A 14,107-nucleotide genomic window follows, 5' to 3' on the forward strand; every position below is an offset into this window, starting at 1 on the left:
ACGAATTTCGTTTATCGTGAAGCGACCATGCGGGGTATCAATAAGCCTTTCACCTCTACCACTAGAACTTCTCCCTGAACGTCCTGCATTTCCTCGAGAGTAACGTTCCGGGTTTTCTGTCCGGCCTGTTACGTATCGGGTATCTGCTTCCAGTTTCTGACGCTTGTACGGAATCAGGCCGGTTTCCGCCCTGTGCAGAACAGTTATGCAGCTGGCAGAAACGGCAATATGCCGAACCGGCGAAGTATGACCGATATGGACGACGAAATTCCTTTTTAGACTTCAGTTATGACGAACAAAAATGAAAGCGTTGAAGAGACAATCACAGCAAATCATGCGGCCAAAATTCTTGGAATCAGCTTGAGAGCAGCTTATGAATTGGCGGCACCGAAAGGGCCCGTTCCATGTTACCGATATGGGAAAAAATGTGTTCGCTTTAACACCAAGGATATTTTGGAATATAAAGAATCATGCCGGTTTACTACGACAAAAGAAATAAACGCTGGCGGTTTACCTTCAATCAGGTTATCAATAGAAACCGAATCCGAATCACTAAGCTACTTCCAAAAACGTGGAATCGCAATCAGGCGAAGGAGTTTGATCAAAAAGAAACCGCCCGTCTGTTCGGCGCAGCAACAGGAACAATCAAACAGAAACACCTGATCAGCCAGGCTGTTGTGTTGTATTGTCAGTACAAATGTCCTGACCTTAAAGGCGGCCTCGAAATTGAAAAAGAATTGGCTCGTTTGTTCGGTTACTACGAAGGAAAGTATATTGAAGAATTGGCAGATGTGGCTCGTGATTATCGCGAAGCAGAACAAAGCCGAGTAAAACCAGCAACCATTAAAAACAAATTGTCATATCTCCGTGCAGCTTGTAACTATGCTCATAAATTTCATAAATTTGAAGCCCCTCCTCCTATTGAACTGCCCAAAGTCAAAAACGAACGCCAGTCATTTATCGATCGGCGTGAAATGATCATGCTTTCCAGAAGCTTCAGGGGGCTGGGTGCAGAAAGAGAAGCGCGGGCTCTTGTAAGAATAGCTTTTTATTCTGGCATGCGGCTTGGTGAAATGATGTCTATCGGGCGAAAATCGGCGTTACTTGACGACGGTTTTAACCTGATTGATACCAAGAACGGAGAAGATCGGTATGTGCCGATGCATCCGAAGATCACGACCGCAGTAAAGTACCTGCCAATAAGCTATTCAAAAAAATGGATGCAAGTACTGATCCGGCGCGCTATGGATAACGTAGGTTTGAAAGAAATACGATTGCATGATTTGAGACACTCGACTGCAACCAGTTTGATCAATTCAGAAAAGGATTTGTACCTTGTAAAAGACTTACTCGGTCATAAAGATATCCGGACGACACAGCGTTATAGCCATGTACTGAAAAAGACTTTGCAGGATTTTGTGAGAAAGATTAAGTAAGAATGGCAAAAAAGTGCACACACCAAACAAGAAAGAGCACTTTTCAAATAAATAAAAAATCGTGTAACTTGTTGATTTTATGGCGGAAAGGGTGGGATTTGAACCCACGATACGGTATAACCGTATACCGGATTTCGAGTCCGGCGCATTCGACCACTCTGCCACCTTTCCGTTTTTGAATCGCGAGCGCGTTAAGCTTGTAATTATAGCAGGAATCGCCCGGGATACATAACTTATTATCCTTCCGGTTTGATCCTTCCTTCCATGCCTGGCTTATAATAGTTCTTTCACCTTTTCATTTGAACAGACATACCGCAATGGCAAAAATCTACATCAAGAATGCCGAACAGATAGAGGGTATCCGTAAAGCGAGCCAACTGGCGGCCGAAGTGCTCGACTATATCGCTCCTTTTGTCAAACCCGGGGTCAGCACAGGCGAACTGGACAAACTGTGCCACGAATTCATTACGGATCACGGCGCCATCCCCGCTCCCCTGAATTACTGTCCTCCCGGCTACACTCCTTATCCCAAAGCGACCTGCATTTCTCTAAACGATGTGGTGTGTCACGGAATTCCCAATTTTAACAAGCTGTTGAAAAAAGGCGATACCTTAAATATCGATATCACCGTCATCAAGGATGGTTACTACGGCGATACCAGCCGTATGTATTTTGCCGGCGAGCCTTCCATCATGGCAAAGCGGCTTTCCAAAATCACGTACGAGTGTATGTGGCTCGGGATTAATGAAGTCAAACCGGGGGCACATTTCGGGGATATCGGTTACGTTATCCAGCAGTATGCCGAAGCGGCCGGTTACAGTGTTGTTCGCGAATTTTGCGGCCACGGCGTCGGCATTGAATTTCATGAAGAACCGCAGGTTCTGCATTACGGACGTCAGGGAACGCTTGATGAACTGAAACCGGGCATGATTTTCACGATCGAACCGATGATTAATGCGGGCGGAAAGACCATCCGTTCGATGCCCGACGGCTGGACGATAAGAACCAAAGACCGCAGTCTGTCGGCACAATGGGAACATACTGTTCTGGTCACAGATACAGGCTATGAAATCCTGACGGTATCGCCTGATATGCCATCCCCCCCCAATTTCATCCAGAAAAACCGTTAAACCACAGTGGCAGACAATACCGACAATTCCCTGAAAAGCCGTTTGATCGCCGTACGGGAAGCTGCCATCGAAAACTTCATGGCAAATCCGCATCCCCAGCGGCTGCTCAAGACCTTGTGCAGAAACGTCGATAGCGTTCTGATCGAGGCCTGGCATAAAACCGGTCTGGCAACCGAACACGTCCTTATTGCCGTAGGTGGTTACGGTCGCGGGGAACTGTATCCCCATTCGGATGTGGATGTCCTGATATTGCTGGACAAAGCTCCGGACAGCGTTTTGCAAAAGAAACTCGAATCGCTCGTCCAGCTTTTCTGGACACTGGGTGTGACCATCGGACACAGCGTCAGAACCATTGAAGAATGTCTGGAAGAATCGGCACACGACATTACCGTCCAGACCAGTCTTCTGGAAGCGCGTTACATTACCGGAAACCGTCGCCTGTTCAGAAGAATGAAAGAACGCTATGCCGCGCAGATGGATGCGCAGGCTTTCTTCGTGGCCAAAATGCTGGAAACCCGGCAGCGTCATGTCAAACTCGGCGATACCCCCTACAGTCTTGAACCGAATTGCAAGGAAAGCCCGGGCGGATTGCGCGACTTGCAGGTCATTCTGTGGGCAGCCAAGGCGGCGAAACTGGGCAATTCCTGGAATGAACTGGCCCAGCGCGGTCTTGTCACTCCGGCCGAAGCACGGCAATTGAGAAAAAAGGAAAGAGCGTTCAAGGATATCCGGATACGTTTGCATATTCAGGCCCGGCGTTGCGAAGACCGGCTTCTGTTTGATCTCCAGATACCCATTGCCGAAACTTTCAGGTTCAGAAAGAACGGGCAGCCGATGGACAAGCGCACCGCAAGTGAATACATGATGCAACGCTATTACCGGGCAGCCCACACTGTCACCCAGCTTAACATCATTCTCCTGCAAAATATGCAGGCGCGTCTTTTTCCGAAACCTCATCTTCCGGTCCGCATCAACGACCGCTTCAATGAAGTCAATAACCTGGTCGATATCACGGACGAGAACGTCTTTCTGGCTCATCCGTCTTCCATGCTGGAAGTTTTCTATTTGCTGTCGCAGCGTTCAGACCTGAAAAACATGACAGCCCGCACGCTCAGGGCCATGTGGCATGCCCGCATACACATCGATCGCACCTTCAGAAACGACTCGACCAACCAGTCGTTTTTCCTTCGCATCCTAAAGTCGCCGCGCTTTGCCGCCCGGGCGTTGCGACACATGAATGAACTGGGCATTCTGGGCCGGTATCTGCCCAGTTTTGGAAAAATCGTCGGCCAGATGCAACACGATCTTTTCCATCAATATACGGTTGACCAGCATATCCTGACGGTTGTCGCCAACCTGCACCGCTTTTCGCTTGCCGAATACGCTCATGAAAATCCGCTCTGCAGCCAGTTGATGACCAGTTTCGACAAGCCCTGGCTGCTGTATGTGGCCGCCCTGTTTCACGACATTGCCAAGGGGCGCGGAGGCGATCATTCCGTACTGGGCATGAATGATGCGAAACGCTTCTGCAAACAACACCGTTTGAGTCCGGACGATAGCGAACTCATCATTTTTCTCGTACGGGAACATCTGACCCTCTCGCAAGTGGCGCAGAAAAAAGACTTGTCCGATCCGGCAGTTATCCGGCATTTCGCCGAACAAGTCAGAGACGAACGTCGCCTGACTGCCCTGTATCTTCTGACGGTTGCCGACATTCGCGGTACCAATCCCCAGATATGGAATGCCTGGAAAAGCAAACTGCTGGAAGACCTGTTCCATCTGACATTGCGTGTACTGGGCGGCGAAGAAATCTCGGTTGATCACGAACTGAAAAAACGCCAGAAAGAAGCGCTGGCGACACTCCGGCTGTACGGCCTGCCGAAAGAGGCCCATGAAGCGTTCTGGAAACAGCTGGACATCGTTTATTTCCTGCGTCACGACGCTTCCGACATCGCCTGGCAAACCCGGACGCTTTACTGGCGCGCCAATTCATCCGAACCTGTGGTCAAATGCCGGCTTTCCCCGATAGGCGAAGGATTGCAGGTCACTGTTTACATGCTGGATCGGGCCGATCTGTTCGCCCGTATCTGCAGTTACTTCGACCGGAAAAATTTCAGCATTTTAGACGCCAAAATCCACACAACGATCCACGATTATGCGCTGGATACTTTTCTGGTAACCCGACAGGGATTTGAAAAAAACTACCGCGATATCATTACGCTGGTCGAGCATGAACTGACGGAACTGCTGAAATCGCCCAATGCGCTTCCCGCACCTTCCAAACCCCGGCTTTCGCGCAAATCCCGTTCTTTTCCGATTTCGCCGTCTCTTGACCTGAGACCGGACGCCAGTGGAAACTGTTTCGTCCTGTCCATTACGGCCAATGACCGGACAGGCCTTCTTTACGCCATTGCCCAGGTGTTCAGCCGCTATAAAGTCAATCTTCATACCGCCAAAATCATGACGCTTGGCGAACGCATCGAGGATGTATTCCTGATCGACAGCGAAATGCTTCAACATCCACGCGTCCAGATCCAGTTCGAAACGGATATGATCGACGTATTGAAAGTCAATTGAATGGTATCCAATCATGATGAGTGAACCGGTTCGCCTCTCCAAACGCATGTCTGAACTCGGCATCTGTTCACGGCGGGAAGCCGACGAATGGATTGAACGGGGATGGGTGAAAGTCGATGGAAAAACCGTTTCCCAACTGGGCAGCAAAGTCTTGCCGCATCAGAAAATTTCCATTGAAAAACAGGCGTCGCAGGAACAGGCCAGACGCGTCACCATACTGATCAACAAGCCGGTCGGTTACGTGAGCGGACAGGCAGAAGACGGTTACAAGCCGGCTGTTTCGCTCATCAGTGAAGCAACCCGCTGGAAAGGCGATCCCTCGAAAGAAAAATTCAAACCCTCGCAATTGCGCAGTCTGGTACCGGCGGGCCGGCTCGACATTGATTCGGTGGGATTGCTGGTGTTGACGCAGGATGGCCGGATCGCCAAACGACTCATCGGCGAAAACTCGGCCACGGACAAGGAGTATCTGGTCCGTGTCAAATACCTGAAACCGGGCAAACTGCCGGAGAACGATCTTCAGCTTTTGAGGCACGGCCTGAAACTGGACGGTAAGCCCCTGTTGCCGGCCAAAGTCAACTGGCAAAATGATGATCAGTTACGGTTTGTTCTGCGGGAAGGGAAAAAAAGACAGATCCGGAGGATGTGCGAGGCGGTCGGTCTGAAAGTAATCGGTTTGAAAAGAATCCGTATCGGCCAGATCAAACTGGGCGATTTGCCGCCAGGTCAATGGCGCTATTTGCGTCCGGAAGAAAAGTTCTGATTCTGCGGAAGAAAAAGCCGGCTTTTATCCGCAGAATCGCCCTGCTTCACGCTTCGTCGTCTTCGTCGAAAGCATCGGAAAAACCGAACATGTCCAGATCAAGCATCCGCATGGGATAAAGAATGCCGTCCAGATGATCGCACTCGTGCTGGACAACCCGCGCATGGAAACCCTCCGCGTCCCGGCTGATCCGCTTACCGAACTGGTCGAACCCTTCATAGTGGATTCTTGCCCATCTCGGAACGACCCCTCTCATGCCCGGAATGGACAGACAGCCTTCCCAGCCTTCGTCGATCTCATCCGTCAACGGTCTGATCACCGGATTGATCAGGACGGTTTCGGGAACCGGCGGCGCCTCGGGATAACGGTTGTTTTCATCGTAACCGAATATCACCACTCTTTTCAGCACCCCGATCTGGGGAGCAGCCAATCCTGCTCCCTGAGCTGCCTGCATGGTTTCGAACATATCCGAAACCAGTTCATCCAGTTCGGGTGTATTGAATTCCCGGACCGGTTCGGATTCCCTCAACAAACGGGAATGTCCCATCTTCAGAATTTTTCGTACAGTCATGCTATTTTTTTTCCGTCAAATGCATATCTTCAAGAAAACGCCTGAAATCGTCTTGTACTTCCGGATGTTTCAAACCCATCGTGACCGTCGCCTTGAGATAGCCCACCTTGGAACCGCAATCGAAGCGTTGACCCTCGAAATGATAGGCGTACACATCTTCTTTTTCAATCAGTCTGGCGATTCCATCGGTTAACTGGATCTCGCCTCCCGTTCCGCTCTCCAGTCTTTCAAGGCAATTGAAAATTTCCGGACGGAGAATGTATCGCCCGACAACCGCCAGCGTGGAAGGCGCTTTTTCAGGAGATGGCTTTTCGACAATGGCGTTGATAAATCCGAGACCGGCGCGATGGGGAGTCGTATCGACAATGCCGTATTGCCCCGTGTCTTTCCGCTCTACTTTCTGGACAGCCAGAATACTCCTGGATTCTGCTTCATACAGTTGAACCATCTGCTGCAAAACAGTCGGACGGTCCTCTTCTACCGTCATGAAATCGTCCGCCAGCAAAACGGCGAAAGGGTCGTTGCCGACGACAGGACGCGCACATAAAACGGCATGGCCCAAGCCTAAAGGCTCAATTTGCCGGATATAAATGCAATTGACCTGTTTGGGAAGAATATTCCGGATATGCTCCAGCAATCGGGTTTTGCCCGCCGCTTCCAGTTCGGTCTCCAGCTCATAAGCCTTGTCGAAATGATCCTCGATCGCCCGTTTGTTTCGGCCGGTAATGAAAATCAGTTCGTTTATTCCGGCAGAAACCGCTTCTTCCACGGCATATTGAATGAGCGGTTTGTCGACAATGGGGAGCATTTCTTTCGGCTGGGCTTTGGTCGCTGGCAGGAAACGACTGCCGAAACCGGCAACAGGAAAAACGGCTTTAGTTATCTTTGTCATGTTTCACCAATTGCACAAACGCCTCTTCATCAAGAATACGGATTCCCAGTTCCTGCGCTTTGGCCAGCTTGCTGCCAGGCTCGCTTCCCGCCAGAACGTAATCGGTCTTTTTGGAAACGGAATTGCTGACCTTTCCGCCCAGATTCCTGATTATTTCAGCCGCCGCCTCCCGCGTCAATGAAGAGAGCGTTCCCGTCAATACAAATTTCCGGTCTTGCAAGGGTAATGCCGGGGGCTTTTCTTTCATGGCTCGTTCAGGCCAGTGAACACCATCGTTCTGCAATTTCCCGATCAGTTCACGATTGCGTACATCATCAAAAAACTGTCGGATCGATAACGCGACAACCGGCCCGATATCGTCCACTTCCAGCAATTGCTCTTCCGTCGCATTCATCAAATCCTGAAGATTGCCGAAATGCTCCGCCAGAGAACGTGCCGTGGTTTCACCGACGTGGCGTATGCCCAGTGCGTAAAGGAAACGCGACAGGGTCGTCTCCCGCGATCTTCCCAGTTCGTCCAGCAAATTGGACGCCGATTTGTCAGCCATGCGATCCAGTCCGGAAAGGGTCTCAAGGTCCAGCCGGTACAGGTCGGCGGCATCGTTAATGATTTGCCTGTCTACAAGTTGATCAATCAGCTGTTCACCCAATCCCTCGATATTCATGGCCTTGCGTGAAGCGAACAGCTGCAATCCACCCTTTTTCTGGGCGGCACACTTGATCCAGCCTCCGGAACAACGGGCGATAGCTTCGTCTTCCGGCCGTACAATCGGCGATCCGCAAACGGGACACAAAGCGGGCATGACAAATTCGCGCGCATCAGCCGGCCGCTTTTCAGGAACGGAAGCGATAACTTCCGGAATGACATCGCCCGCTCTTCTGACAATCACGGTATCGCCGATCCGGACATCTTTTCGACGAACCTCATCTTCATTGTGAAGCGTGGCATTGGTAACCGTAACGCCGCCGACAAACACCGGCTTTAGCCGTGCAACCGGGGTAATCGCGCCGGTACGCCCGACCTGTACATTGATATCAGTCACTTCGGTCAGGACTTCCTGTGCCGGAAATTTATGGGCCAGGGCAAAACGGGGCGCTCGCGAGATAAATCCAAGTTTTTGCTGCTCGGACAAGCGATTGACCTTATAAACGACCCCGTCTATTTCGTATGGCAAAGCATCCCGCCGCGCCTCGATAGCCTGGAAAAAACCCATCAGGCCCTTGAAACCCCGCACCACTTTTCTTTCTTCGCAAACAGGGATACCCAGCTGGACAAACCAGTTGAGAAGCCGGTTCTGCGTTTCCGGCAAAGGCGCTCCGTCCAGTTCCCCGATACCGTAAGCGAAAAATTTCAATTGGCGCGACGCGGTGATTTGGGAATCCAGCTGACGCAGGCTGCCGGCAGCGGCGTTCCTTGGATTGACGAACTCCTTTTGCCCGCTTTCCCGCTGGCGCCGGTTCAGATCCTGAAAATCTTTTTTGAACATCAATACTTCACCCCTGACTTCCAGCACCTCGGGCGGAGCCAGCTCGGACAAATGAAGCGGAACGGAACGGATAGTCCGGATATTGGCGGTAATGTTTTCCCCGGACATTCCATCTCCCCGTGTCGCTGCCTGAACCAGTACCCCTTTTTCATACCGCAAACTGACAGCCAGACCGTCAAATTTCAGTTCCGCCTCGTATTCCACCTGGGCGATACCCAGTTCCTCGCCAAGCCGCCTGTCGAACGCTTCCACTTCCTCATCGGTCAAGCCGTTTTGAAGAGACAACATGGGAAGCCTGTGCTCAACCTTGTCGAACTGCGCAAGCGGAGCGCCACCGACCCGTTGCGTCGGCGAACCGGGCACGACCAGCTCGGGATAAGCCGCTTCCAGTTCCTGCAATTCTCTAAAGACCCTGTCATACTCCGCATCGGGCACAACAGGCGCATCGAGCACATAATAGGCATAATTGTATCGCTCTATTTCACTGCGCAACTTCGCAGCCCGGCTTTCCGGCGTGTCGCCCTTTTCATTACCGCCAAACAATTCAGTCTGCATGATCAGTTAAACAGCCTCAAGGCACGCGCCGAACCGGCCGGTATCGAATATTCCTGCATTTCCCGGTAAAAATCGTTCACCTGTCCGGCAATTTCTTCAAGAAAACGGTCGGTCAGCAATTGATTGCCATCGTCGACCAGAGCGCCGTCAAGACGTATGCACAGCGCCTTTCCGCACTGGATCATCTGGCTGAATCCCTCTTTTTCCGGTGCAACGCACGGAACGTCCATCAGCAAGGTCAGACGTGTCGCCGTTTCAGAAGCCGGCAATTCATTTGTCGAGAGAGTGAAAAGGACGCCTCCATTTTCCTTGTCCCGCATAACGAACTGTCCATCCGGGCGGGATTCAAACCCCTGTTTTTCAAGAGCGGTATTCAAGGTGACCTTCTGCCAGGGAGCACCGTTACTGCATATACTGATGCCCAGTTTTGCATCGTGATCTGAAACGAACTGGTACAGTCGCCGGGCCTTTTCCATCACCTCGGCCATTTCGGGAACGTCGGGTTCGGCTCCGATTGCGTCGGCAATCTGGCGCAAGCGCAACAGCAATTCCGAAAATTCGATCTCGTTCAATGCGCCGTTACGGTTGGCAATCTGGATGCAAGCCTCAATCTGGCGATAACTGTTTCCGGGCACGATAGTTTGCCAGTTCTTTTCCCCTTCGTCCCCCTCCTGCCATCCCAGAAAACGAACCGGTTTGTTTCCTGTATAGCGCAAGGACTGAAGATGAGGCAGTATTTTCTCGGCCCGGAAACTCTCTTCCGGATTAAACGGGATCGTCAGTTCGATCAGTTCGTCAACCGGCACATCCGGCACTTTGATCGGAATGACGTCATCGGCCGTTTCGTTCCCGTCGTTGTCTGTCAGAACCAGCCGGGGTTCGCTTCCGGCAAATCCGGGAGGCTCTTCGGAAACGCTGGCATTACCCAGCACAGGTTCGCGGCGTTCCGGCTTGCCGTCAGCCTGATCCGTTTTCATCAGGACATCATCGACAGGATCGGAAAAAGCCCGTTCGACATGTTTCCGCGCCCGGTATTCCTGCCATTTGTTATAGGCAATGACACCGATGACAATCGCTATCCCTATTCCGATCAAGCTTATCTGTAAATCAGTCATGCTTTTAAAACCTCATCTGAAAATTTTTCAGCGTCGTTAATGTCCACCGTGACAATTCGGGAAACCCCCTGTTCCTGCATGGTTACCCCAACAAGTTCTTCCGCCATTTCCATAGCGATCCGGTTATGCGAAATAAACAGGAACTGGGTCTCTCCTGACATTTTGGTGACCATATTGCTGAAACGTTCCGTATTGGCGTCATCCAGAGGCGCATCCACCTCATCGAGCAGGCAGAAAGGCGCAGGATTCAGCTGAAACAACGAAAAAACCAATGCTATCGCGGTTAGCGCTTTTTCTCCACCCGACAGCAGGTGAATTGTGGCATTTTTTTTACCGGGAGGCTGAGCCATGATTTGCACGCCGGAATCCAGAATTTCACTGCCCGTCATCAACAATTGCGCGTGACCGCCGCCAAACAGCATCGGAAACAGTTCGTTCAAGGATTTGTTGACCTGATCGAAGGTATTTTTCAACAAGTCCCGCGTTTCCCTGTCAATCCGTTTTATCGCATCTTCCAGCGTCGTCGTGGCATCGCTCAAATCCTGATATTGTTCCTGAAGATACCCCTGCCTGCGCTCGCCTTCTTCCAATTCGATGGCCGCTCCCAGATTGACCGGCCCCAGTTTTTCGATTTCAGCCGACAAACGGTCGATTTCCGACTGGAAAACCGACGGCTTTGCTGAGTGTGGCAACCATTTTGCCAATTCATCCACATCTGCGGCGACCTCCGCCAGTTTCCGGTCGTACTGTTCGGCATCCAGACGTGCTGCCTGTTCTTTCAATTGCAAGGAGACTATTTTATCTCTTTGCGGCTGCAAAGCTCTTTCCAGTTGAAGCCTTTGTTCAAGCGAAGTTCGCAATTGTTGAGCCAGATCATCCAGATTCTGCCTCAATTTTGTCATCGCTTCCTCCTGGGCCACACGCCTGTCCAGCAGGGTCTGGAGATTGTCCTGAGCCGCCTTGTCGTCCAGTTCCTGAAGCTCAAGCTGTCCCTGATCCAGGTTGCCGGATACCGTCGCAATCTGTTTTTCTGCCGTTTCGATCTGCCGTTCAAGTTCTGCAAGGCGCTTCATGAGCGATTCTTTTTCAAATGCCGCCTGTTCTACCTTGCGCTCCGCCTGACGCAGTTCTTCCCGGAAAATTTTCAGCTTTTCTTCTTCACCGACCGTTACATCCCGAAAATCCTCTTCCTTTTGCTGCCACTCACCCAGCAGCCGGTCCATTTCTTCGAGCCTTTTTTCTTCTTCACACAGGGCGACTTCTTTCTCGCGCCTTGCCTCCTCCAATTCATTCAGATCGTTCTCGACCCGGGTGGTCTGTTCTCTGTAAAGCCGTTCCGCCTCTTCCGCTTTCAGAATCGACAAGCGGATATCGTGGATACGATGCGTCATACTGCCTGCCTGATTGCGCCATTCCTGTAGCTGGGCATGCACTTCGTTCAGCTCTGTCTCGACCTGTTTGAGCTGCGCCAGCGCGGCAGACCGTTCGGTCTGCCGCCTCTTTTGCAACTGTTCGAGTCTTTCGATCTCCTGCTGCCGTGAAAAAAACCCCTCTGTTTCGGATTCGACGGTAAACAGACGCACACTTTTCCGGTCGATCAGGTGTCCTTCAGGGACAACATAACAGGCACCTGCCGGCAACCTTTCCCTTTCAAGCAAGGCAGCCTCAAGACTGTCGGAAATATAAACATAACACAGCCAGTTTCTCAGCACTTCCGACAAATACGGTTTATCGCAACGGACCAGCTCGGCAAGCGACACCGGACCATCTGCCTTCCTGTCGTCTGCAACCGAAAACGTCGTATCACCAGCTGTAAAAAAACAGACCCTGGCAGGCAAGTCCTCTTTCGAAAACGATCTTGCCCAATCCAGAGAAGACAATTCAAATGCCCCTATTCTTTCCGCCAGAACCGTTTCCAGCGCTCTTTCCCATTTGGCATCAATATGAATGAACTGCCACAGGGGCGGGAAATCCGCCAGCTCATGCCTGTCCAGCCAATCCTGCCATTTTCCCCGCGTCCGGGTTTTATCCTGCAACTGTTTCAAGGCCGACAAACGGGCTTCACCTTGCATACAAAGAGTCGTGTACTCATCCAGCTGTCCACGCATGACACGGCATGTTTCTTCCAGTTCCGGAATCTGCTCCTCTTTGAATTCTTTCTTCAAACGCAGCTCTTCAAGCTCGTATTCCTGCCCGGCCAGCTCTTCCCGCATCGACGCCAGCGCATCCGCATCCGGTTCTGGCATCTCCTTTTGTTGCCGAAACAGTTTTTCCTGCCGTATCTGGAGATCGGCCAGTGAAGCGGTCAGGTTTTTATGACTGTTGGACGAAACGGCAATTTGCTGCCGGATCTGCAAAATACGATCGTGAATCTCTTGCGCCTGTTCACGAACCGAATCCAGACTGTTTTCACGTTCCGGCAATTCGTCAATCCGGTGCAGGTAGTCCTCCTGTGCGGCTTCGCTATCCAGGCTGATCCCGGCAAGCGCCTCTTTTGCGCTCGCGAACTCTTCGGAAAAAGCCGCGATCTGCCCCGACCATTGATCTTTCTGGTTTCGGTAGGCAAGCATCTGCGCCTGCAATCTTTTTTTTGTTTCAATCACGTACCGGATCTGCGCTTCAAGACTGCCTATTTCCGCATTGGTCTGGTAAAGCTCGCCTTGCGCACCATGCAGTTTCCGGTTTGCACTGTCATGCGTTTCCCTCAATCTTTCAAGCTCTGCCTCACATTTGAACAGGCTGGCAGTCATTGCCTCGAGTTCGGTTTTCGCTGCCTCTGTCTTTTGCATCAGCTCCGTTTGTTCCCTGACGCTCATTTGCTTCTGCATCAGCCAAAGCAATTTCTGCTGCCTGTCCCGCGCTTCGGTCAGGTTGCGATACTGTCTGGCCAGATCGGCCTGAAACCGGAGCTTTTCCAGATTCTGTTCCAGTTCATGCAGAATATCGGAAACCCGGTTCAGGTTTTCACGGGTATCAAGCAAGCGGTTTTCTGTTTCGCGACGTCTTTCACGATACTTCGAAACGCCTGCCGCCTCTTCAAGAAAAACCCGCAGCTCTTCCGGCCGCGATTCGATAATACGGGCGATCATGCCCTGTCCGATAATCGCATAGGCTCGCGGGCCCAAACCGGTTCCCAGAAAAATATCCTGGACGTCCCTGCGTCGTACTGGAACATTATTGATGAAATAGGTTGAACCGCCCTCACGCGTCAGAACCCGTCTGACGGCCAGTTCGCCATATTTTCCCCACTGGCCGCCGATTCTTCCATCGCTATTGTCGAAAGTCAGCTCGACAGACGCTCTTCCGGAAGGCTTGCGCTGTGCAGTTCCATTGAAAATAACATCCTTCATCGATTCGCCGCGGAGTTCGGACGCACGCGACTCGCCCAGAACCCAGCGAACGGCATCGATAATATTCGATTTGCCGCAACCGTTCGGGCCGACGACACCAACCAGTTTTCCTCCGATCTGAATGGTCGTGGGATCGACGAACGATTTGAAACCCGACAATTTTATGGACTTTAACTGCACAAATAAAAATACCCTTTCATAAAGCCATAATCATATCATTCGCCTATTCGTG

9 protein-coding genes, 1 tRNA gene and 1 pseudogene are annotated in these 14,107 nt (G+C 51.4%); 5 read left to right on the forward strand and 6 right to left on the reverse strand.

Features of this window, described 5'->3' with window-relative positions; genetic code table 11:
* Positions 1-288: 288 nt before the first annotated feature.
* Positions 289-417: pseudogene (locus OFAG_RS14565) on the forward strand (hypothetical protein); the annotation flags it as partial.
* Between the two features lie 53 nt (positions 418-470).
* On the forward strand, positions 471-1,436 hold the full coding sequence (locus tag OFAG_RS11995; protein WP_005875699.1) for a tyrosine-type recombinase/integrase: 966 nt from the start codon (positions 471-473) through the stop codon (positions 1,434-1,436).
* An 80-nt stretch (positions 1,437-1,516) separates the two neighbouring features.
* Here OFAG_RS11995 and OFAG_RS12000 read toward each other — a convergent pair.
* A tRNA-Ser gene (locus OFAG_RS12000) sits at positions 1,517-1,607 on the reverse strand.
* A 146-nt stretch (positions 1,608-1,753) separates the two neighbouring features.
* Here OFAG_RS12000 and map point away from each other — a divergent pair.
* Genes map through OFAG_RS12015 form a run of 3 tightly spaced genes read left to right on the forward strand, consistent with a single transcriptional unit; the run spans position 1,754 to position 5,906 of the window.
* Positions 1,754-2,566 (forward strand): type I methionyl aminopeptidase, encoded by an 813-nt coding sequence (gene map, locus OFAG_RS12005; RefSeq protein WP_005875698.1) that lies wholly within the window; start codon positions 1,754-1,756, stop codon positions 2,564-2,566.
* Positions 2,567-2,572: 6 nt separating this feature from the next.
* Entirely contained in the window at positions 2,573-5,143 is a 2,571-nt protein-coding gene (locus tag OFAG_RS12010) for a [protein-PII] uridylyltransferase (RefSeq protein ID WP_005875696.1), read from the forward strand.
* A gap of 16 nt (positions 5,144-5,159) precedes the next feature.
* Positions 5,160-5,906, forward strand: a complete 747-nt coding sequence (locus OFAG_RS12015) for a pseudouridine synthase (protein WP_040721466.1) — start codon at positions 5,160-5,162, stop codon at positions 5,904-5,906.
* A 46-nt stretch (positions 5,907-5,952) separates the two neighbouring features.
* Here OFAG_RS12015 and def read toward each other — a convergent pair whose 3' ends face one another.
* The 5 genes from def to smc are packed head-to-tail and all read right to left on the reverse strand — an operon-like array spanning position 5,953 to position 14,055.
* Positions 5,953-6,477: a peptide deformylase gene (gene def, locus OFAG_RS12020; protein ID WP_005875692.1), complete on the reverse strand. Its 525-nt coding sequence runs from the start codon at positions 6,475-6,477 to the stop codon at positions 5,953-5,955.
* 1 nt (position 6,478) lies between these two features.
* Positions 6,479-7,369: a UTP--glucose-1-phosphate uridylyltransferase GalU gene (gene galU / locus OFAG_RS12025; protein ID WP_005875691.1), complete on the reverse strand. Its 891-nt coding sequence runs from the start codon at positions 7,367-7,369 to the stop codon at positions 6,479-6,481.
* Positions 7,353-9,410, reverse strand: a complete 2,058-nt coding sequence (gene ligA / locus OFAG_RS12030; protein ID WP_005875690.1) for an NAD-dependent DNA ligase LigA — start codon at positions 9,408-9,410, stop codon at positions 7,353-7,355. The genes galU and ligA overlap by 17 nt, the downstream gene beginning before the upstream one ends.
* A gap of 2 nt (positions 9,411-9,412) precedes the next feature.
* Positions 9,413-10,525: a cell division protein ZipA C-terminal FtsZ-binding domain-containing protein gene (locus OFAG_RS12035; protein ID WP_005875689.1), complete on the reverse strand. Its 1,113-nt coding sequence runs from the start codon at positions 10,523-10,525 to the stop codon at positions 9,413-9,415.
* Positions 10,522-14,055, reverse strand: coding sequence for a chromosome segregation protein SMC (smc, locus tag OFAG_RS12040; RefSeq protein WP_020995345.1), 3,534 nt, complete (start codon positions 14,053-14,055; stop codon positions 10,522-10,524). The genes OFAG_RS12035 and smc overlap by 4 nt, the downstream gene beginning before the upstream one ends.
* Between the last annotated feature and the right edge of the window lie 52 nt (positions 14,056-14,107).

The organism is Oxalobacter paraformigenes, assembly GCF_000158475.2.
Taxonomy (GTDB): domain Bacteria; phylum Pseudomonadota; class Gammaproteobacteria; order Burkholderiales; family Burkholderiaceae_D; genus Oxalobacter; species Oxalobacter paraformigenes.